Source organism: Plantibacter sp. CFBP 8775 (genome assembly GCF_014839505.1).
Classification (GTDB): domain Bacteria; phylum Actinomycetota; class Actinomycetes; order Actinomycetales; family Microbacteriaceae; genus Plantibacter; species Plantibacter auratus.
The window spans coordinates 258,801-278,910 of the sequence record NZ_JACYNV010000002.1; the positions used below are offsets into that span (position 1 = coordinate 258,801).

Below are 20,110 nucleotides of genomic sequence, written 5' to 3' on the forward strand. Positions count from 1 at the left end.
GCTCGTGCCGCCGATGGGACCGGTCCGCCACTCGCTCGACGCCCGAGTGGGTCGGCTCCGCGAGCCTGCTGATCAGTACCCGCTGAAGGCGTCGGTGCGGACGTGTCCGACGCCGATCCCGCGCAGGGCGGGCTTCAGGGCCTCGATCATCGCGGGCGGACCGGAGATGAAGACCTCCCGCTCGGCAAGGTCGGGGACGGCCTCGGCGAGGCGCTCGTGGTCGAGGCGCCCGGGTCCGAGGCCACGCCAGCCGTCCGGCAGCCGGACGTCGTCGGTCGGTCCCACGACGAGCACCGGTGTCCCCCAGGTCTCGAGCTCGGCCGCGTAGGCGAGCTCCTGCGGGTCGGACACGACGTAGACGAGGACGACGTCACGCTGGTCGGCACGGAGGTGCAGCCGGGAGAGCTGGCTGACGAACGGGGTGATCCCGATCCCGGCGGCGATGAGCAGGATCGGCTTGCTCGCATCCTTCGGCAGGACAAAGTCGCCCCACACGCCGGTCGCCGAGAGGCTCGCGCCGACCGGCAGCGCGCTCAGCGCCCGCTTGAAGCTACTGGCCCGCTCGGGCACACGCATGGCCACGCGGATCGTACGGTCGTCGTCGGGCGGCGAGGAGATACTGAAGACGCGCCTCGAACCGCGGACGTCGGCCCCACGGTGTGGCAACGACAGCTCGAGGTACTGGCCGGCCGCGAACGGGATCGAGCGCTTCGAGCTGAACTGGTACTCGACCGCCGTCGGGGTGAGCGCGCGGGTGCCTTCGAGCGTCAGTCGCATCCCCCGACGACGGGCGACGGCGAAGGCCAGCACGTTGCCCACGATGAGCGCGAGCTCGGGGGTCGACGCCACCTGGCCGAGCATGAACGGGATGGAGAACAGCACCGCGACGATCGCCGCCTCGGCGAGCTGCTGCCAGCGCCGCGGTGGAAGCGTGAGCGGCTCGGTGAGCATGAACGCTGCGAGGAAGAGGATCGGGTACGACGTGAGTGGGGCCAGCAGTGCCGGTCCCAGCTCTTGACCGCCGGTGACGAGCCGGACGGTGACGAGCGCCCAGGAGAGCACGATGAAGACGAGTGCCATCGTCAGTCGCTTCGTCCGGATGAGGACGAGTCCGCCGAGGATGACGACACCGGGCAGCAGCCACGGGTTGGCGACCCACCAGACCGACGGTGACACGCCGGGGAGGGTGACGTAGCTCGCCAGCACGCTCATCACGAGTGCGGCGATGGCCGCCGGGTTGAGGACGTGTCGGCCTCGGATCGCGAGCAGGTACTTCGACGCCGAGGCGACCGTGGCGGCGAGGGCGATCCAGGCCAGCGCGGTGGGCTCGCTCGTCGGCCACAGGATGAAGAACAGCAGGAGGGAGGTGATGACGGACGACTCGCTGTGCGGCTGCACCTGGAACAGCGCGCCGAACAGGCGGTTCGTCAGGTAGCCGACGACGAGCAGCGTTGCCAGGGTGGCGAGGAGCTCGAGCGGCTTGTAGAACACCTGCCCGAACAGCGACAGCACGAAGGCGTAGATCGCGAGGGTGCCGAGTGACAGCGTCACGAGGCGGTACATGGTGACCCGCCCGAGGACGGTGCCGAAGAAGGAGCCGGTGCGGCCGTTCATGTGCGGTCTGCTTTCTGGGAGATGGTGCCGTCCGGGCTCAGGCCCTGTGGCGCGTGACTCAGGTGAAGAGTTCGCCGGGGAACCCGACGGACCGGTCGGTGAGACCGGTCGTGAACATACGGACGCTCTCGAAGGTGAACGCCTCCGCCAGGGTCTCGTGATCGGTGAAGAACAGCGCGGTGGCCAGTCCGTCGGCGACCATCGCGTCCGGGGCGGTGACCCAGGTCGCCGCGACGGTCCTCGTCGGTTTACCGGTCCGGCCGTCGATGACATGGTGGAGCCCGTCGCCCCAGGCACGACGATTGGTCGCGGAGGCGCACAGGGCTCCGTCGTCGACCGTCGCGACCCCGATGGCCTTGCTGGGATCGTACGGATGCTCGAGCGCGATGCGGAGCGGGTCCGCCACGCGGGACCCGTGCTCGTGACGCAGGTCGCCCGAGGCGTCGACCGTGAAGGACTCGTGGCCGTGGCTGCGGAGGAGGTCCGCGACGAGGTCCACGAGCCGCCCCTTGCCGGCCGCGCCGATGTCGATCACGAGCGGACGGCTCGTCTCGAGCACCTCGCCGTCCCATCGGGCCACGTCGTCCCAGTGCGGGGCGGCGACCGCCGGGCCCTGGGGGACGAGCGAGTAGGAGGCGTCGTAGCCGAGCCGTTCGAGCGAGGTGCCGATGAACGGCGTCACGGCTCCGGCGGTGGCATCGTGCAGACGCCGGTACGTGTCGAGCAGCGCGACCGCATCCTCGCGCGCATCATCGGGGAAGGCGGTCGAGACCGGGCCGGCGGCGAACCGCGCGATGAACGCGTCGTCCCGGAACCTCGACCAGGTCCGGTCGAACCGGTCGATGCACGCGGCGACGGCCTCTGCGGTCTCGGGCTCGAGCGGCAGAGCCGTGTCGAGCTCCCATCCGGTGCCGATCGCCTCGAAGCGCAGTGTCGTCTCGCTCATCGTCGGTCCGGCCCCGCGGCTCAGCCCTTCGCTTCGGTCTTGATCGTGTCGATGGCCGAGTTGAAACCGCCGCTGGTGAGCGAGGAACCGGCGACCTTGGAGACCTTGAGGCTGTCGATGTCCTTGCCGACCACCTCGGCGGCGATCCCGGAGATGAACTCCGCCTGGTAGCGCTTGCTGTTCGCGCTCTCGGCGTGCGAGACGACGTCGACCGCCGTGACCTTGTCCTCGGCGAGTGTGACGGTCACCGTGATCGACTCGGTGCCGTTCGGCGACTGGTAGCTGCCGTCCGCGGTGTAGGAGCCGTCCTGGTAGTCGGTGGAGCCGGAGCCCGCCGCGGCGTCGGTGGAGGTGGTCGCCTCCGGCGCCGCCGTGCTCTTCGTCTCGGGCGACGTGGTCGTGGTCGAACTGCCGGCGTCGGCCGCCGAGCAACCGGCCAGGCTGCCGACGAGGGTGAGGCCGGTCAGGGCCGCGAAGGTCGTCTTCTTCGCCGCCACGGACAGGCGTGGCGTGCGGACGGGAGGCTGGGTGGTGGTGGGGTTGCGCATCGTTCAATCTCCTCGGGCGATGTGTGTGCCGCGGTGCGGCGACCGCCGCGGCGAGGTCTCTGCCGCGGTGGCACCAGTGTCCTGAGCTTCCCTATGGGCGAGCTATGAGCGTTCTGGGAGTTGTCCTTCGTCCACCGATGAACGATCGTTCAGCGGAGGAGACCACCGACGACGCCGCGCACCGCTTCGGCCACGTCGAGCGCGGCCAGCGGGCCCTCGGCTGCCGCGGCGTCCCCGGCGGCCGCGTGCAGCAGCACCCCGCTGGCGGCCACGCTCGCCAGGCAGCCGGGGTCGGCGAGCACGCGCTCGGCGTTCGTGGCGACGAGCGCCCCGATGATCCCGGCCAGGGCGTCGCCGGTGCCGGCGGTCGCGAGCCAGGGCGATCCGCCGGAGACCGTGATGGCGTCGCCGTCAGGCGCGACCACGTGGGTCGTGCCGCCTTTCAGCACCACGACGATGCCGAGGCGGGCGGCGACGTCGGCCGCGTACGACACCGGGTCGGCACGGATGGCCTCGACCTCGGCCGGGCTCCCCAGGCCGCTCAACATGGTCGCCAGTTCACCGACGTGGGGTGTGGCCACGATGCGCCACGACTCGTCGACACCGAACGCCCGCTGGTGGGCACCTGCGGCGACGCGACGGAGTGAACCGGCATCGGCGACGACCGGCTCGCCCCCGTGCAGGGCGGCGTCGAGCAGGGAGCTCTCCTCGCGGGTCAGCTTGCCGGGGTCCATGCCGGAGCCGATGAGCCACGCCTGCACGCGCCCCTCCGCCGTCACGATCTCGGGGCGGCGCTGCAGCACGAGGTTCGCCGGTCGGTCCGCGCCGAGGTAACGGACCATGCCGACGCCGGTGCGGATCGCCGCCTCGACACCGATGACGGCGGCACCCGGGTAGCGGTCGGACCCGGTCACGACGCCGAGGACACCCCGGGAGTACTTGTCCGATTCGGCGTCGGGCACGGCGATCCAGTCGCGTGCGTCGGCAGGGGTCCAGAGTCGCGGTTCGGCCATGCCATCACCCTAGGCCAGTCGTCGCGGCGGACTGACGCTGAGCCGTCGATCGTCGGTCATCCCGGAGACGGGAATCCGAGCGCGCGCCGGGACGTTGAGCCGGGTGGCGACGCCCGTCGCCCAGAGACCCGAGGAGTTCCGTGCCCCAGCTGTTCGATCCGATCACCATCCGCGACCTCACCATCCCCAACCGCCTGTGGATCGCCCCGATGTGCCAGTACAGCGTCGCCGCCCAGGACGGCGTCCCCACCGACTGGCACCTCATGCACCTCGGCCAGTTCGCGGCGGGCGGCTTCGGCCTCGTCATCTCCGAGGCGGCGGCGATCAGCCCCGAGGGTCGGATCTCGCCCCAGGACGCAGGCATCTGGAACGACGAACAGCGCGAGGCCTGGCGACGGATCACCGCGTTCATCACCGAGCAGGGTTCCGTCCCCGGCATCCAGCTCGCGCACGCCGGCCGGAAGGCCTCCACGTTCGCCCCCTGGGGCACCGACGGACACGGCAGTGTGCCGATCGAGGAGGGTGGCTGGTCGACGGTCGCTCCATCACCCGAGGCCTTCCCGGGCTACGCGGTTCCGGAGGCCCTCGACGACGAGGGGATCGACCGCGTCGTCGACGACTTCCGCGCGGCGGCCGTCCGGTCGGTCGACGCCGGCTTCCAGGTGATCGAACTCCACGCGGCGCACGGCTACCTGCTGCACCAGTTCCTCTCACCACTCGTCAACCACCGCGAGGACGGCTACGGCGGCTCGCTCGAGAACCGGGCCAAACTCCTCCTGCGGGTCGTCGAAGCGGTTCGCGGGGTCCTCCCGGCCGGTCTCCCGTTGTTCGTCCGGTTCTCGGCCACGGACTGGGTGGACGACGGATGGGATGAACATCAGACCGCTACCGTCGCCGCCTGGTGCGCCGAGCGCGGGGCCGACTTCTTCGACATCTCCACCGGTGGAGCCGTCGGCGGCGTCCGCATCCCGCTCTCCCCCGGGTACCAGGTCCCGTTCGCGGCGCACATCGGGTCGACGGGTGTCGACACGAGCGCCGTCGGGCTCATCACCGACGCCCAGCAGGCCGCGGCCATCGTCGCCGACGGGCAGGCGGAGGCGGTCATGGTCGCCCGCGAGGCGCTCCGTGACCCGCACTTCGCGTTGCGCGCCGCGACCGAGCTCGGCGTGGAGGTCGCCTGGCCGGGCCAGTACGAGCGGGCCAAGCCGCNTCCGATCAGCGACGCCGGGTGGCGTCCTGGACCTCGCCGACGAGTTCCTCGATGATGTCCTCGAGGAAGAGGACCCCGGTGGTGGCGCCCGCTTCGTCGAACACCCGGGCGACGTGCGCTCCCGAGCGGCGCATCGTGGTCAGCGCGTCTTCGACGTCCGAATCCTCGAACACCGACACGAGCTGCCTGATGTGCTTCGCGGGCACCGGCCGCTCCTCGTCGCCACTGCCGTCGAGGTCGTCGTACCGCAGCACGTCCTTCAGGTGCAGGTAGCCGATCGGCACCGACTCGTCGTCGACGATCACGTACCGCGAGTAGCCGTACTTGGCGACGGCGCGCTCGACGTCCGAGGGGGTGGCCTCCTCCGTGAGCGTGATGAGGCTCCCGAGCGGCAGGGCCACGTCGTGGACCTTCTTCTCGGTGAACTCGAACGCCGCCACGAGCGCACCCGTCGAGTCGGTGAGCACACCCTCGCGGGTGGACTGGTCGACGATGGTCGCCACCTCGTCCAGCGTGAACGCACTCGCGGCCTCGTTCTTCGGCTCCACCCGGAACAGGCGGAGGACGGCGTTCGCGGTCGCGTTGAGGGACACGATGATCGGACGGAAGACGCGCGCCACGAAGACGAGCGGCGGAGCGAGCAGCAGGACCGCGCGATCCGGGATCGAGAAGGAGAGGTTCTTCGGGACCATCTCGCCGAAGACCACGTGGAGGTAGGAGACGAGCAGCAGCGCGATGATGAACGCCACCGTGCCGATGGTCTCCTCGGGCCAGCCGGTGAGCGCCAACGGCACCTCCAGCAGGTGGTGGATCGCCGGCTCGGAGACGTTCAGGATGAGCAGCGAGCAGACGGTGATGCCCAACTGACTCGTCGCCAACATGAGCGTGGCGTGTTCCATGGCCCACAGCGCGGTCTTGGCGCTCCGGCTCCCCTGCTCGGCGAGGGGTTCGATCTGCGACCGACGCGCGGAGATGACCGCGAACTCGGCACCGACGAAGAAGGCGTTCGCGAGCAGCAGCACCACGAGCCAGGCGATTCCTGCCCAGTCGCTCATACGTCACCACCGTCCTCCGACACGACGGGTCTCGGGGTGAATCGGATCCGATCGATCCGTCGGCCGTCGAGTCGCTCGACGCGGAGCGTGCCGTCCTCGAGCTCGAGCTCGTCGCCCGAGACCGCGAGTCGTCCGAGCTCGCTCATGACGTAGCCCGCGACCGTCTCGTACGGGCCGTCCTCGGGGACGCGCACGCCGGCTCGCTCGAGGAGCTCGTCGGGACGGAGGCTGCCCGGGAAGGTCGTGGAGTCTCGTCCGCGGACCACTCCGGCACGCGAACGGTCGTGCTCGTCGGCGACCTCGCCCACGAGTTCCTCGACGAGGTCCTCGAGGGTGGTCACGCCGGCGGTGCCGCCGTACTCGTCGACCACGACGGCCATCTGGTATCCGCGTCCGCGCAGCTGCGAGAGCAGCACGTCCAGCTTCATCGTCTCGGGGACCCGCAGGGCCGGCGACTGCAGGGCCGAGACGGGCACCTCGCCGCGGCGGTCACGCGGGACCGCGATGGCCTGCTTCACGTGCACGACACCGGTGATGTCGTCGACGTCGGCATCGGTGACCGGGAAGCGCGAGTGGCCGGTCGACCTCGCCAGGGCGAGCACCGCCTGGGCGGGTTCGCCACGCTGGATCGACGCGATGCGCGGCCTGGGCGTCATGACGTCCGACGCATCGTGGCTCGAGAAGCGGAGGGTGCGGTTGAGCAGGGTCGCGGTGTCGGCCTCGAGTGTGCCCTCGAGCGCCGATCGACGCACGAGCGACGACAGCTCCTCGGCCGTCCGGGCTCCGGACAGCTCCTCCTTGGGCTCGATGCCCATCGACCGCAGCAAGCCGTTGGCGCTGCCGTTGAGGACGACGATGGCGGGCTTGAACACCCAGGTGAAGGCCGTCTGGAACGGCACGACGAACTTGGCCGTCTGTCGGGGCAACGCGAGCGCGAAGTTCTTCGGGACGAGCTCGCCGATGATCATGCTGAGCAGCGTGGCGAGGGTGATCGCGACGATCGTCGCCACGACGGCGACGACGCCCTCGGGGATCCCGATGGAGCCGAGCGGGCCGGCGAGCATCGACGACAGCGCAGGCTCCATGGTGTAACCGGTGAGGAGGGTGGTCAGGGTGATCCCGAGCTGCGCGCTCGACAGGTGCGTCGAGGTGATCTTGAGCGCCGCGATCGTCATCGTCAGGCGGGTCTCGCCACGGTCGCGGCGGGCTTCGAGGTCGGCGCGGTCGAGGTTCACGAGCGCGAACTCGGAGGCGACGAAGAAGCCCGTCCCGATGGTCAGTACGAGGCCGACGCCGAGCATGATCCACTCAGACATGACGATCCCGTCCGTGCTGAGCGGGCGATGCCGGAGTGGGGGTACCGTCGCCCGGGTGGGCGGTCGTCTCCCGTGAGCGGGTCAGCACGGGGCTGGGATGGTGGCCGGGGGATCTGTCTGAAGGAGGGTCGTCCATTGTGCGGACGAGTCTATCGGACATCCGCGGCTGTGGACCCCGGATTTCCGGGGTTCTTCTCAGCCTCCGCGAGACGCCGGCGATGCTCTGCCGCGCGACGCTTCCGACGCCGCACGAGGAGGAACCGCACGCCGATGCACGCCGCGGCGAGCGCCGGGACCCCGCCCGAGACGATCATGCCCACGTGTGCCCCGGCGACCTCGACGAGCCAGCCCATGAGCGGACCGCCGATCGCCTGACCGCCGAGCAGCACGAGGATGTACAGCGACATCACACGGCCACGGATCGCCATGTTGGACGACAGCTGGACGAGTGAGTTCGCCGCCGTGATGAAGAGGAGGTTCGCGACCCCGCCCGCGACGAGCAGGAGGGCGAACGGGAGGAGCACGGGCATCGCCCCGGCGGCCGCCTGCAGGACGCCGACCGCCGCCGCCGCGACGATCACGATGCGCAGGTCCACACCCCCGCGCCTCGTCGACGCGAGCGCCCCGGTCAGCGCGCCGACGGCGACGAGGGCGTTGAGGAACCCGTAGCCGCTCGCACCGATGTCGAAGACGTCCGAGGCGTAGGCGGCGAGCAGGACCGGCAGGTTGAAGGCGAACACCGACATGAACGCGACCATGATGACCGTCCACCGGATGGCCGGTTTCCGCATGGCGTAGCCGAGCCCCTCCTTGAGCTGGCCCTTCGCCTTCGCGACGACCGGGGTCGGGACGAGTTCCGAGACACGCATGAGCGCCAGGGTGAGCACGACGCCGGAGCAGGCGAGGGCGTTGATCGCGAAGGACCACCCGGAACCGACGGCGGTGATGAGGACACCGCCGACGGCCGGACCGACGAGCTGGCCGAGCTGGAAGACGGCGGAGTTGAGGCTGATGGCGTTCCGCAGTCTCGCCGGGCCCACGAGCTCGTTCACGAACACCTGTCGCGCCGGGTTGTCGACGACGGTGACGAGGCCGAGCATGAAGGCGATGACGTAGATGTGCCACACCTCGACCGCGCCGCTGAGCGTCAGGATCGACAACGCGACCGCGAGGACGGCGGCGAGCGACTGCGTGATCATGAGCAGCACACGCTTGGAGTAACGGTCCGCGATCACGCCGCCGAGCAGTCCGAACAGCAGCATGGGCGCGAACTGCATCGCGACCGTGATCCCAACGGCGGCGACACTGCCGGAGAGCTCGAGGACGAGCCAGTCCTGCGCGATGCGCTGCATCCCGATCGCGGTCGTCGCGACGATGTGTCCGATCGTGAAGAGTCGGAAGTTCGGGACGCGGAGCGAGGAGAAGGTGTCCCGCCAGGCGGGGCGCTCCCCCACGATCGGCATGGGGGCGGTGGGCGGCGGCGGAGCGACGGCGGTGTCGGAGGGAGGGGTCACGGAGAGAGCCAGCGTTTCGTATGTCGAGTGCGTGTCGTATGGGTGGAGCCGCGGAGGCCGTCGGCTCCCATCCACGCTATTGCCGACGCGGCCATTTCCGAGCAGGATGATCCCTATCAGTCCTATTCGATTCCCGAATGATCGGCTCACGCATGTTCGACCCCGCACTGCTGCGCACCTTCCTCGCTGTCGCCGAGACGAAGAACTTCACGCGCGCCGCCGCGCAGCTCGGGTTGAGCCAGCCGACGGTCAGTCAGCAGATCCGACGGCTCGAGGAGGCCGCCGGCCGGTGGCTCGTCGTCCGGGACACGAGGGCGGTCCGCCTGACCGACAACGGTGACGCGATGGCCGGGTTCGCGCGGACCATCCTCGCTGCACACGCCTCGGCGGAGAGCTACTTCACCGGCTCGGCGATGAGCGGTCGCCTCCGCTTCGGGGCCGCCGACGACCTCGCGATGACCCAGCTCCCCCGGATCCTGCGGCACTTCCGTCAGGGTCACCCGCAGCTGAACCTCGAACTCACCGTGAACCAGAGCGGGCCGCTCTACCGTCGGCTGAAGGCGGGCGCCCTCGACCTCATCTTCATCAAGATGCACCCCGGCCAGAACGAGGGCAAGCTCGTGCGGACCGACTCGATGGTCTGGGTCGGTCTCGAGAAGACCACGATCGAACCGGGCCAGCCCGTCCCCCTCATCGCCTACCAGGACCCGAGTCTCTCCCGGCAGCTGGCGATCGACGCCCTCGAGGCCGCCGGGCGCACCTGGCGGATCACCTGCAGCACCCGGGAGGTGAACGGCGTCCTCGCAGCGGTGCGGGCCGGGCTCGGCGTCGCGGTCTTCCCGCGCAGCCTCATCCCCAGCGACCTCGTCATGCTGAGCAACCGGCTGGAACTCCCGCCCCTGGGCGGCGTCGACTTCACCCTGCTCGCGAACCCGTTGGCGGCGGCCGGCCCGGTCGAGGCGCTCTCCTCGGCCATCATGGACCGGTCGCTCGCCTGAGCGAGCACACAGCGGTCAGGCGTCGACGGACTCCGACGCATCGGCGAACGGCGCCGGGATGAGGTAGGTCTCGCGGACCTCGGCCGATTCGTGCGGGCCGCTACCGTCGGGCGCGGTGAACGGTTCGTCGAACTCGACGATCCACGTCGTCAGCTGTTCGGTCCACACCGAGACGAACGCCGCGGCGCGCTGGCGGCCGGGCGCGACGATGACCCCGGAGGCACGCTCCCCCGTCGAGGGATCGGATCCCGGGTCCACGAGCACGAGGACCTGCATGCCGACACCGAACCCGTGCGTCCCACCGTTCACCACCATGGGCCCATCATCCCACCGCGGTCGTGCGCGCCGCACCAGCGCCCCGGCTCACCAGGAGACGGGCAGCGCCTTGCCCTCCTCGTACCCGGCGGCCGACTGGACACCGACGATGGCGCGCTCGTGGAAGCCGGGGACCGAGTCGGCACCCGCGTAGGTGAACGACGAGCGCACACCGGCGGTGATCATGTCGAGGAGGTCCTCGACCGAGGGCCGGAGCGGGTCGATCGTGATGCGGGAGGACGAGATGCCCTCGGCGAAGAGCGTCTTCCGCGCGAGTTCGAAGGGATCGAGTCGGCCGAAGCGCTCGTGCACGGCCTTGGTCGACGCCATGCCCCAGCTCTCCTTGTAGAGCGACCCGTCGGCGGCGCGCTGCAGCTCACCGGGGGCTTCGATCGTGCCGGCGAACCAGGAACCGATCATGACCGAGGACGCACCGGCCGCGAGGGCGAGGGCGACGTCGCGGGGGTAGCGGACGCCGCCGTCCGCCCAGACCTTCGCGCCGAGTGCGCGGGCGGTCGCGGCCGTCTCGAGCACGGCCGAGAACTGCGGACGTCCGACCGCCGTCATCATCCGCGTGGTGCACATCGCACCGGGTCCGACACCGACCTTGAGGATGTCCGCACCGGCGTCGACGAGGTCCTGCACCGCGACGGCGGACACGACGTTGCCGGCGACGATCGGGAGGCCGAGACCGAGCGCACGGACGGCCGCGATCGCGCGGAGCATGCCCTCCTGGTGCCCGTGGGCGGTGTCGATCACGAGGACGTCCACCCCGGCGGCGGCGAGCGCCTGCGCCTTGACGGCGACGTCGCCGTTGATGCCGATCGCCGCGGCGACCCGGAGCCGGCCCGACGCGTCGAGCGCCGGCGTGTAGATGGTCGACCGGAGCGCGCTCGTCCGGCTGAGGGTGCCGACGACGGCGCCGTGGTGCAGCACGGGCGCGAACTCGAGGTCGGCGGCGACCATGAGGTCGAACGCGGCCCGGCCACCGGTCACGTCGTCGGCGTCGATCGAGGCGAGCGACCCGCGAGCGAGGTCGCCGAGCCGTGCGTCGGGCAGCGCCGTGGCGAGACGTGCGGCCGGGATGCAGCCGGCGAAGGCGTCGCGCTCGTCGTGGAGCACGATGCCGTGACCGGCGACCGCGGGGATCAGGCGCAGGGCGTCGGCCGCGGTCTGATCGGCGCGCATGATCAGCGGCGTGTCGAAGGCGACCGGCTGCTCCTTGACCCAGCGGATCGCCGCGTCGAGCTCTTGGAGCGGCATGTCCTGCGGCAGGACGCCGAGTCCGCCGCGCCGCGCCAGTGCCGCCGCGAGGCGTGGCCCGGTGACGGAGTTCATGTTGGCGGAGACGATCGGGATCGTGGCGCCGGTGCCGTCGTCCGGAGCCAGGTCGACGTCGAGTCGACTCGTGATCCCGGAGCGGCTGGGGACGAGGAACACGTCCGAGTACGTCAGGTCGTGGCTGGGAATCTCACCGATGAACCGCATGAGAACACCGTATCCCGACCGGCGTCCGAGCCGCACCGACGACGGAATGGGTTTAGGCTTGATGACTGGATCGTGCGGGCATGTTCCCTGCCTGCAAACAGTGAGAATTCAACGGAGAGAGTGGGCGATCGACGGTGTCGAGCCAGATGACCGGAGTGGGCGCCGATGACGGCGCAACGAACGAATTCGGAGCCAATGAATGGCTCGTCGACGAGATGTACGAGCAGTACCTCGTCGACAAGGATTCCGTGGACCGCTCCTGGTGGCCGATCCTCGAGCACTACCGGCCGGTGAACGGCGCAGCCCAGGGAACGACGGGCGGCCAGTCGGACGACGATGCGGCAGCGGCCGGCGCCACGGCGTCGGCCCCCACCCCTGCGGCGGCGGACGAGGCGGCGGCCCGGGTCAACCCGCCGACGGCCCCGATCCAGGTCATCGGCGCGCAGCCGGTCGCGCGCACCACCTCGGTCCAGGCGAAGCCGGCCCCGATCCCGGCCGACGCCCCGATGACGAGCCCGAACCAGGTCCAGCAGCCGAAGAGCGACCAGACCGAACCCGCTCCGGAGGACGTCGACAAGGTCACCGTGCTGAAGGGCATGGCCAAGTCGCTCGCCACCAACATGGACGCGAGCCTGACGGTCCCGACCGCGACGAGCGTGCGCACCATCCCGGCGAAGCTGATGATCGACAACCGCATCGTCATCAACAACCACCTGAAGCGCGCCAGAGGCGGCAAGGTCAGCTTCACCCACCTCATCGGCTGGGCCCTCATCCAGGCGTTGAAGGACTTCCCGAGCCAGAACGTCTACTACGAGGAGGCCGACGGCAAGCCCACGGTCGTCGCCCCGGCGCACATCAACCTCGGCATCGCCATCGACCTCCCGAAGCCCGACGGCTCCCGCGCCCTCATGGTGCCGGGCATCAAGCGCGCCGACACCCTCACCTTCAACGAGTACCTCTCGGCGTACGAGGACCTCGTGACCCGCGCCCGCAAGGGCAAGCTCACCGGAGCCGACTTCCAGGGCGTCACGATCTCGCTCACGAACCCCGGTGGCATCGGGACCGTGCACTCGGTCCCCCGTCTCATGAAGGGCCAGGGCTGCATCATCGGCGCCGGCGCCCTCGAGTACCCGGCCGAGTTCCAGGGCGCCTCCGAGCGCACGCTCAACGAGCTGGCGATCGGCAAGACGATCACCCTCACGAGCACCTACGACCACCGCGTCATCCAGGGTGCCGGCTCGGGCGAGTTCCTCAAGGTCGTCCACGAGCTGCTCATCGGCAGCCGCAGCTTCTACCAGGACATCTTCGCCGCGCTCCGCATCCCGTACGACCCGATCCACTGGTCGCCCGACATCAGCGTCGACCTCGCCGACGCCGTCGACAAGACCGCCCGCGTCCAGGAGCTCATCAACGCGTTCCGCGTCCGCGGCCACCTCATGGCCGACATCGACCCGCTGGAGTACGTGCAGCGCTCGCACCCCGACCTCGAGATCGAGACCCACGGCCTGACCTTCTGGGACCTCGACCGCGAGTTCGTCACGGGCGCCTTCGGCTCGGCCCGCACGGCCAAGCTGCGCGACATCCTCGGCGTCCTCCGCGACTCGTACTGCCGCACCACGGGCATCGAGTACATGCACATCCAGGACCCCGCGCAGCGCAAGTGGATCCAGAGCAAGGTCGAGCGCAAGTACGAGAAGCCGACGCACGACGAGCAGATGCGCATCCTCGGCAAGCTCAACGAGGCCGAGGCCTTCGAGACCTTCCTGCAGACGAAGTACGTCGGCCAGAAGCGCTTCAGCCTCGAAGGCGGCGAGTCCACCATCGCCCTGCTCGACACCATCCTCCAGGGTGCGTCGCAGGCCCAGCTCGACGAGGTCGCGATCGGTATGGCCCACCGCGGCCGCCTCAACGTCCTCACGAACATCGCCGGCAAGACGTACGGTCAGATCTTCCGCGAGTTCGAGGGAACGCAGGACCCTGCGAGCCACGGTTCCGGCGACGTGAAGTACCACCTCGGCACCGAGGGCACCTTCAAGGCCGAGGACGGCCGCGAGATCCCGGTCTACCTGGCAGCGAACCCCTCGCACCTCGAGGCCGTCAACGGCGTGCTCGAGGGCATCGTCCGCGCGAAGCAGGACCGCGGGCCGATCGGCGCGTTCGGCACCCTCCCGATCCTCATCCACGGCGATGCGGCGATGGCCGGTCAGGGCGTCGTCCTCGAGACGATGCAGCTGTCTCAGTTGCGCGGCTACCGCACGGGCGGCACGGTCCACGTCGTCATCAACAACCAGGTCGGCTTCACCACGCCTCCTGGCGAGGGCCGCTCCTCCATCTACAACACCGACGTCGCGAAGACCATCCAGGCGCCGATCTTCCACGTGAACGGCGACGACCCCGAGGCCGTCGTGCGGGTCGCGGAGCTCGCCTTCGAATACCGCCAGGAGTTCAAGCGCGACGTCGTCATCGACCTCGTGTGCTACCGCCGACGCGGCCACAACGAGGGCGACGACCCGTCGATGACGCAGCCGCTCATGTACAGCCTCATCGAGGCGAAGCGCTCCGTCCGCAAGCTGTACACCGAGGCGCTCGTCGGCCGTGGCGACATCACCGAGGAGGAGTACGAGGCCGCGCACCGCGACTTCCAGGACCGCCTCGAGCGCGCCTTCATGGAGACGCACGCCGAGCAGACCTCGCCGACGCCGATCCCGACCGAGGTCCTCGACGAGGACGGCTACTCCGGCGAACTCGAGACGACCGGTGTCTCCGAGGGCGTCGTGCAGCTCATCGGCGACGCGTTCAACAACAAGCCCGCCGGGTTCACCGTCCACCCGAAGGTGCAGCAGCTCCTCGAGAAGCGTCTCGACATGAGCCGCAACGGCAACATCGACTGGGGCTTCGGAGAACTGCTCGCGCTCGGATCGGTGCTCATCGAGGGCACCCCGGTGCGGATGTCCGGACAGGACTCCCGCCGCGGCACCTTCGTGCAGCGTCACGCCGTCCTCCACGACCGGGTCAACGGCCAGGAGTGGCTGCCGCTCGCGAACCTCAGCGACAACCAGGCCCGCTTCTGGATCTACGACTCGCTCCTCAGCGAGTACGCGGTCATGGGCTTCGAGTACGGCTACTCGGTCGAACGTGCCGACGCGCTCGTGCTGTGGGAGGCGCAGTTCGGCGACTTCACCAACGGCGCGCAGACGATCATCGATGAGTTCATCTCCTCCGCCGAGCAGAAGTGGTCGCAGCGGTCGAGTGTCACGCTCCTCCTCCCCCACGGCTACGAAGGCCAGGGCCCCGACCACTCGTCCGCGCGGATCGAGCGGTTCCTGCAGCTCTGCGCCGAGGACAACATGACCGTCGCACGGCCGTCGACCCCCGCGTCGTACTTCCACCTCCTGCGTCGCCAGGCGTACGCCCGCCCGCGTCGGCCGCTCGTCGTCTTCACCCCGAAGGCGATGCTACGTCTGCGTGGCGCGACCAGCCCGGTGGCGGACTTCACCTCCGGCCGCTTCGAGCCGGTGATCGACGACGCACGGATCACCGACAAGGCCGCGGTCAAGCGGGTGCTCCTGCACTCCGGGAAGATCCACTACGACCTCCTCAGCGAGCTGCAGAAGCAGCCGAACGACGAGATCGCCCTCGTCCGCGTCGAGCAGTTCTACCCGGTCCCGGTGGCCGAGCTGAACGCCGTGGTCGCGCAGTACCCGAACGCCGAACTGGTGTGGGTGCAGGACGAGCCGGAGAACCAGGGCGCGTGGCCGTTCATCTGCCTGGAGGCCGCCAAGCACCTCGAGGGTCGGACGATCCGCAACGTGTCGCGCACCGCGTCCGCCTCCCCCGCCACGGGTTCGGCGAAGCGTCACGCCGCCGAGCAGGCGGAGCTCCTCCGCACCGCGCTGGCGCTCTGACCTCAGCCGCACGACCGACGACCGCCTGTTCCGACAGGCGGTCGTCGTCGTCTGCGTCGTCGTCTGGACGCGGGTGGTCAGCACGGCGACAGCGATCCGTGAGTGGCCGGTGAGCCACCGCCAATAGGCTGACGCCATGGACTTCGCATTCCTCGCCGTCGTCGCGGTGGTGACCATCGTCGCGGTCGCCCGCTTCGCGAACAAGCTGCGCGTGGCAGCCCCGCTCATCCTCGTCCTGGTCGGGCTCGCCCTCAGCTATCTGCCGTTCGTACCGGACGTCGAGGTCAAGCCGGAGTGGATCCTCGCCGGCGTGCTGCCACCGCTCCTCTATTCGGCCGCCGTCAACGTGCCCCTGGTCGACTTCCGCCGCAACCTCAAGGCCATCTCCGGACTCTCGGTCGTCCTCGTCGTGGTGTCGTCGGTCCTCATCGGCTGGATCCTGTCGACGATCCTCCCCGACCTGAGCCTGGCCGCCGGCATCGCCCTCGGCGCCGTCGTCAGCCCGACCGACGCGGTCGCCGCGACCTCCATCGGTAAGCGGCTGGGCATGCCGTCGCGCCTCGTGAGCGTCCTCGAGGGCGAGAGCCTCGTCAACGACGCCTCGGCCCTCGTCCTCCTGCGCTCCGCCATCGCCGCGACCGCCGGCACGGTCTCGTTGTGGGGCGTCCTGGGCGACTTCGCCTATGCCGTGGCCCTCGCGATCGCGATCGGGATCGTCGTCGGGTTCATCACGGTCCGGATCCGCTCCCGCCTGGGCGACCCGGTCCTGACGACGGTCATCTCCTTCGCCGTGCCGTTCATCGCGTATCTCCCCGCCGAGCACTTCCATGCCTCAGGCGTGCTGTCGGTCGTGGTCGCCGGGCTCTACACCGGACATCAGAGCGCGAAGTACTTCACCGCCCAGGACCGGATCAGCGAGCGCATCAACTGGCGGACGACGCAGTTCCTCCTCGAGAACGGGGTGTTCCTGCTCATGGGGCTCGAGCTCGAGGCCATCGTCTCGCAGGTGGAGCAGGACGACCTCGGCATCTGGTCGTCGATCGGCCTCGGGTTACTGACCGCGATCACCCTCATCGTCGTCCGCATCGTGTTCGTCGGCGTCCTCGTCTGGTCGTTGCGACGCGATGAACGGGAGGCCCTCGCCCGGCGGCCGAGACTGGAGCAGGTCTCCGCACGCCTCGAGGAGCATCCGACGGAGAACGCGCGTTCAGCCAAACGCAAGGCCGCCTTCTCGAGGTCGATCGCCCGGCGGAGCGCCGACCTGGACTTCCTGCAACGCGAGGGCCTCGGATGGCGGGGCGGCGCGGTGCTCGCCTGGGCGGGGATGCGTGGCGTCGTCACGATCGCCGCCGCGCAGTCGCTGCCACTCGACACCCCGTATCGGGCGGAGCTGGTGCTCATCGCGTTCACGGTCGCGATCGTCACCCTCCTGCTCCAGGGTGGTTCCCTCCCGCTCGTCATCCGGCTGACCCGGGTCGGCGGGACGGACGAGCAGGCGGCGATGGCGGAACTGGCCGGTCTCGTCGAGGAGATCTCGACCGTCGGTGTGGCCGCCCTCGACGACCCGCAGCTGCGCACGGACGGCGGGGAGCCGTTCGACTCCGCGGTCGTCGACCGGGTACGCACGAGCAGCCTCATCCGCGTCGAGTCGGCGGCGGAACGCACCGATGCCGGCGTGGGCCCGCACGAGCAGTTCCGACAGCTGCGACGCCGGGTGCTCGACGCCGAACGCGATGCGCTCCTCGATGCGCGGGCGACCGGGAGCTACTCCTCCGAGGTGCTGGCGAAAGCGCAGCGAATGCTGGACGTCGAGGAGTCACGCCTCGACGGCGCCGGCTGATGCGGTCGGTCCGTCGTCAGGCGCTCTCGTGGGTGGCCTGGGTGGCCCGCAGCGACGCCAGGACCTGGTTCTTCAGGTCTTCGGGTGCCGTCTCCTTGCACGCCCGCTGGACGGCCTCGGTGAGGGTCTGCGCGACGAGCGCCTCGTTCTGACACTCCGGGCAGTTCGCGAGGTGCTCGCGGATGTCTGCCGCTTCGGTCGTGCACACCTCGTGACGGAGGTACTCCTCGAGGTCCTTCTTGGCCTTGTCGCAGCCGCAGTCGCTCATTTCTTGCTCCCCTGCTTCGTCACGGTGAACCCCCGCGACTCGGCGTAGTCGGCCAACAGGTCGCGGAGGAGTCGTCGGCCACGGTGCAGACGACTCATCACGGTCCCGATGGGCGTTTTCATGATGTCGGCGATCTCCTGGTAGGCGAAACCCTCCACGTCGGCGAGGTACACCGCGAGGCGGAAGTCCTCCGGGATGGCCTGCAACGCGTTCTTCACGTCGCTGTCCGGCAGGTGATCGATCGCTTCGGCCTCGGCAGAGCGGCTGGAGGTGGCGCTGATCGACTCGGCGCCGCCCAACTGCCAGTCCTCGAGGTCGTCGATGGTGCCCTGGTACGGCTCGCGCTGCTTCTTCCGATACGTGTTGATGTACGTGTTCGTGAGGATGCGGTAGAGCCACGCCTTGAGGTTGGTGCCCTGTTCGAACTGCGCGAACGCGGCGAAGGCCTTCACGAACGTTTCCTGGACGAGGTCCTGAGCGTCCGACGGGTTCTTCGTCATGCGCATGGCAGCGCCGTACAACTGATCGATGAACGGCAGTGCCTGTGCTTCGAACAGTGATCGGGGGTCCGGCTCGGCCGGAAGGGCTTCTGGGTCGACGGAGGTCATCACCGGCCAGTCTACGGCCAGCGCCAGACGGCCGTGATCGGCCTCCGTCACCGGTCGTTCCAGTACCGCTGTGGACATCCGCTCCTCCTTCTGCTCTCGACCCCGACTACTGTTGGAACCAATGTTGACCAATCCGTATTCCGCACCAGATTTCGACGTGTACGGCGATGCCGAACCCGAGCACGACGACGCAGCCTGGCCGGCGCCCGTCGCGGGCGGTCCGGTCGATGCGACCGTCTCGCTCCCGGGCTCGAAGTCGCTCACGAACCGCGAGCTCGTCCTGGCCGCTCTGGCCGACGGGCCCTCCCTCCTGCGCGCCCCGCTCCACTCGATGGACAGCACCAACATGGTCGAGGCGCTGCGCGCACTCGGGACCACCATCGTCGAGCGACCGGCGTCGGGCGCGTTCGGCAAGGACTGGCTCGTCACGCCGGGTGAGCTGTTCGGCAGCACGACCGTCGAGTGCGGGCTCGCCGGCACCGTCATGCGGTTCGTTCCTCCGCTGGCCGCCCTCGCCCTCGGGCCGACCGTGTTCGACGCCGACCCCTCGGCCAGGAACCGGCCGATGGCCACCATGATCGGCTCGCTCCAGGCGCTCGGCGTCGACATCAGCGACGACGGCCGGAAGGCGCTCCCCTTCACGGTGCACGGCACGGGCACGGTGAAGGGTGGCAAGCTCACGATCGACGCGTCGTCGTCGAGCCAGTTCGTTTCCGGCCTCCTGCTGGCCGCAGCCCGCTTCGAGCAGGGTCTCCACCTCGTCCACGAGGGCGAGCGTCTGCCGAGCCTGCCGCACATCGAGATGACCATCGCGGCCCTCGCGGCCCGCGGGGTCACCGTGGAACAGCCCTCCGTCGGTGAGTGGGTCGTCGCCCCCGGCACGATCGCCGCGCTCGACGTCGACCTCGAGCCCGACCTCTCCAACGCCGCACCGTTCCTCGCCGCGGCGCTCGTCACCGGCGGAAGCGTCACGCTCCGCGGCTGGCCCACCTCCACCACCCAGGTCGGTGCCGACCTGGCGGACCTCCTGCCCCGCTTCGGCGCGACGGTCACCCTGGACGGCGACCGCCTCACCGTCACCGGCGGCGAGCGGATCACCGCGGTCGACCTCGACCTGACCACCGGCGGTGAGCTCGCGCCCGCCCTCACCGCGCTCGCGGCACTCGCCGACGGCCCGTCGACCATCACGGGCATCGGGCACATCCGTCACCACGAGACCGACCGCCTCGCGGCCCTCGCGACGGAGATCAACAAGCTCGGTGGCGCCGTCACGGAGCTGCCGGACGGTCTCCGCATCGAGCCGCGCCCCCTCCACGGCGGCGAGTGGTCGAGCTACCATGACCACCGCATGGCGACCACGGGAGCGATCCTCGGTCTCGTCGTGCCCGGGGTCACCATCGAGAACGTCGCCACGACCGCGAAGACGCTCCCGCAGTTCACCGAACTGTGGCACGCGATGCTCGGGGGCTGAG

At 69.8% G+C, this 20,110-nt stretch carries 16 protein-coding genes; 5 read left to right on the forward strand and 11 right to left on the reverse strand.

Features of this window, described 5'->3' with window-relative positions; genetic code table 11:
* Positions 1-72: 72 nt before the first annotated feature.
* From IFR14_RS13810 to IFR14_RS13825, 4 genes are all read right to left on the reverse strand, one after another.
* Complete coding sequence (locus tag IFR14_RS13810) at positions 73-1,614, reverse strand: FAD-dependent oxidoreductase (RefSeq protein WP_191941433.1); 1,542 nt, start codon at positions 1,612-1,614, stop codon at positions 73-75.
* A 58-nt stretch (positions 1,615-1,672) separates the two neighbouring features.
* Positions 1,673-2,560 (reverse strand): FAD:protein FMN transferase, encoded by an 888-nt coding sequence (locus tag IFR14_RS13815; protein WP_191941434.1) that lies wholly within the window; start codon positions 2,558-2,560, stop codon positions 1,673-1,675.
* A gap of 20 nt (positions 2,561-2,580) precedes the next feature.
* A complete protein-coding gene (locus IFR14_RS13820) occupies positions 2,581-3,108 on the reverse strand; it encodes an FMN-binding protein (protein WP_191941435.1) in 528 nt (175 codons plus the stop codon).
* A gap of 149 nt (positions 3,109-3,257) precedes the next feature.
* The gene (locus IFR14_RS13825) at positions 3,258-4,121 is read right to left on the reverse strand and encodes an ADP-dependent NAD(P)H-hydrate dehydratase (protein ID WP_137243331.1); all 864 of its coding nucleotides are present in this window, start codon (positions 4,119-4,121) and stop codon (positions 3,258-3,260) included.
* Between the two features lie 140 nt (positions 4,122-4,261).
* On the opposite strand from IFR14_RS13825, the gene IFR14_RS13830 reads away from it, so the two are divergent.
* A partial coding sequence (locus IFR14_RS13830) for an NADH:flavin oxidoreductase/NADH oxidase (protein ID WP_191942095.1) occupies positions 4,262-5,330 on the forward strand: 1,069 nt, incomplete at its 3' end.
* 6 nt (positions 5,331-5,336) lie between these two features.
* Here the strand turns inward: IFR14_RS13830 and IFR14_RS13835 are convergent.
* The 3 genes from IFR14_RS13835 to IFR14_RS13845 all read right to left on the reverse strand — a co-directional run bounded on the left by IFR14_RS13835 (position 5,337) and on the right by IFR14_RS13845 (position 9,165).
* A complete protein-coding gene (locus IFR14_RS13835; RefSeq protein ID WP_064295254.1) occupies positions 5,337-6,386 on the reverse strand; it encodes a hemolysin family protein in 1,050 nt (349 codons plus the stop codon).
* On the reverse strand, positions 6,383-7,702 hold the full coding sequence (locus IFR14_RS13840) for a hemolysin family protein (RefSeq protein WP_137243333.1): 1,320 nt from the start codon (positions 7,700-7,702) through the stop codon (positions 6,383-6,385). The genes IFR14_RS13835 and IFR14_RS13840 overlap by 4 nt, the downstream gene beginning before the upstream one ends.
* 149 nt (positions 7,703-7,851) lie before the next feature.
* On the reverse strand, positions 7,852-9,165 hold the full coding sequence (locus IFR14_RS13845) for an MFS transporter (protein ID WP_191942096.1): 1,314 nt from the start codon (positions 9,163-9,165) through the stop codon (positions 7,852-7,854).
* A 203-nt stretch (positions 9,166-9,368) separates the two neighbouring features.
* On the opposite strand from IFR14_RS13845, the gene IFR14_RS13850 reads away from it, so the two are divergent.
* Entirely contained in the window at positions 9,369-10,214 is an 846-nt protein-coding gene (locus IFR14_RS13850) for a LysR substrate-binding domain-containing protein (protein WP_121292042.1), read from the forward strand.
* 15 nt (positions 10,215-10,229) lie between these two features.
* Here the strand turns inward: IFR14_RS13850 and IFR14_RS13855 are convergent, their stop codons facing one another.
* Together IFR14_RS13855 and guaB1 are read right to left on the reverse strand one after the other, a co-directional pair.
* Positions 10,230-10,529 (reverse strand): hypothetical protein, encoded by a 300-nt coding sequence (locus tag IFR14_RS13855; RefSeq protein WP_137243334.1) that lies wholly within the window; start codon positions 10,527-10,529, stop codon positions 10,230-10,232.
* Positions 10,530-10,577: 48 nt separating this feature from the next.
* Positions 10,578-12,017, reverse strand: coding sequence for a GMP reductase (gene guaB1, locus IFR14_RS13860; protein WP_071262471.1), 1,440 nt, complete (start codon positions 12,015-12,017; stop codon positions 10,578-10,580).
* A 134-nt stretch (positions 12,018-12,151) separates the two neighbouring features.
* Between guaB1 and IFR14_RS13865 the strand changes: the two genes are divergently transcribed.
* Positions 12,152-15,922 (forward strand): multifunctional oxoglutarate decarboxylase/oxoglutarate dehydrogenase thiamine pyrophosphate-binding subunit/dihydrolipoyllysine-residue succinyltransferase subunit, encoded by a 3,771-nt coding sequence (locus tag IFR14_RS13865; protein ID WP_191941436.1) that lies wholly within the window; start codon positions 12,152-12,154, stop codon positions 15,920-15,922.
* Positions 15,923-16,058: 136 nt separating this feature from the next.
* Complete coding sequence (locus IFR14_RS13870; RefSeq protein WP_085513347.1) at positions 16,059-17,762, forward strand: cation:proton antiporter; 1,704 nt, start codon at positions 16,059-16,061, stop codon at positions 17,760-17,762.
* 16 nt (positions 17,763-17,778) lie between these two features.
* On the opposite strand, the gene IFR14_RS13875 is transcribed toward IFR14_RS13870, so the two are convergent.
* Both IFR14_RS13875 and IFR14_RS13880 read right to left on the reverse strand, forming a co-directional pair.
* Positions 17,779-18,030, reverse strand: coding sequence for a zf-HC2 domain-containing protein (locus IFR14_RS13875; RefSeq protein ID WP_079707242.1), 252 nt, complete (start codon positions 18,028-18,030; stop codon positions 17,779-17,781).
* On the reverse strand, positions 18,027-18,716 hold the full coding sequence (locus tag IFR14_RS13880) for a sigma-70 family RNA polymerase sigma factor (RefSeq protein ID WP_079707243.1): 690 nt from the start codon (positions 18,714-18,716) through the stop codon (positions 18,027-18,029). The genes IFR14_RS13875 and IFR14_RS13880 overlap by 4 nt, the downstream gene beginning before the upstream one ends.
* A gap of 43 nt (positions 18,717-18,759) precedes the next feature.
* On the opposite strand from IFR14_RS13880, the gene aroA reads away from it, so the two are divergent.
* On the forward strand, positions 18,760-20,109 hold the full coding sequence (aroA, locus tag IFR14_RS13885) for a 3-phosphoshikimate 1-carboxyvinyltransferase (protein WP_191941437.1): 1,350 nt from the start codon (positions 18,760-18,762) through the stop codon (positions 20,107-20,109).
* The last annotated feature ends 1 nt before the right edge of the window (position 20,110 follow it).

Bases quoted from the DNA above. Each gene is read 5' to 3' on its own strand.
- IFR14_RS13810 (WP_191941433.1), bottom strand. From the start codon at position 1,614: ATGAACGGCCGCACCGGCTCCTTCTTCGGCACCGTCCTCGGGCGGGTC.
- IFR14_RS13875 (WP_079707242.1), bottom strand. From the start codon at position 18,030: ATGAGCGACTGCGGCTGCGACAAGGCCAAGAAGGACCTCGAGGAGTAC.
- aroA (WP_191941437.1), top strand. From the start codon at position 18,760: ATGTTGACCAATCCGTATTCCGCACCAGATTTCGACGTGTACGGCGAT.
- IFR14_RS13840 (WP_137243333.1), bottom strand. From the start codon at position 7,702: ATGTCTGAGTGGATCATGCTCGGCGTCGGCCTCGTACTGACCATCGGG.
- IFR14_RS13870 (WP_085513347.1), top strand. From the start codon at position 16,059: ATGGACTTCGCATTCCTCGCCGTCGTCGCGGTGGTGACCATCGTCGCG.
- IFR14_RS13850 (WP_121292042.1), top strand. From the start codon at position 9,369: ATGTTCGACCCCGCACTGCTGCGCACCTTCCTCGCTGTCGCCGAGACG.
- IFR14_RS13825 (WP_137243331.1), bottom strand. From the start codon at position 4,121: ATGGCCGAACCGCGACTCTGGACCCCTGCCGACGCACGCGACTGGATC.
- IFR14_RS13855 (WP_137243334.1), bottom strand. From the start codon at position 10,529: ATGGTGGTGAACGGTGGGACGCACGGGTTCGGTGTCGGCATGCAGGTC.
- IFR14_RS13880 (WP_079707243.1), bottom strand. From the start codon at position 18,716: ATGTCCACAGCGGTACTGGAACGACCGGTGACGGAGGCCGATCACGGC.
- guaB1 (WP_071262471.1), bottom strand. From the start codon at position 12,017: ATGCGGTTCATCGGTGAGATTCCCAGCCACGACCTGACGTACTCGGAC.
- IFR14_RS13835 (WP_064295254.1), bottom strand. From the start codon at position 6,386: ATGAGCGACTGGGCAGGAATCGCCTGGCTCGTGGTGCTGCTGCTCGCG.
- IFR14_RS13820 (WP_191941435.1), bottom strand. From the start codon at position 3,108: ATGCGCAACCCCACCACCACCCAGCCTCCCGTCCGCACGCCACGCCTG.
- IFR14_RS13815 (WP_191941434.1), bottom strand. From the start codon at position 2,560: ATGAGCGAGACGACACTGCGCTTCGAGGCGATCGGCACCGGATGGGAG.
- IFR14_RS13845 (WP_191942096.1), bottom strand. From the start codon at position 9,165: ATGCCGATCGTGGGGGAGCGCCCCGCCTGGCGGGACACCTTCTCCTCG.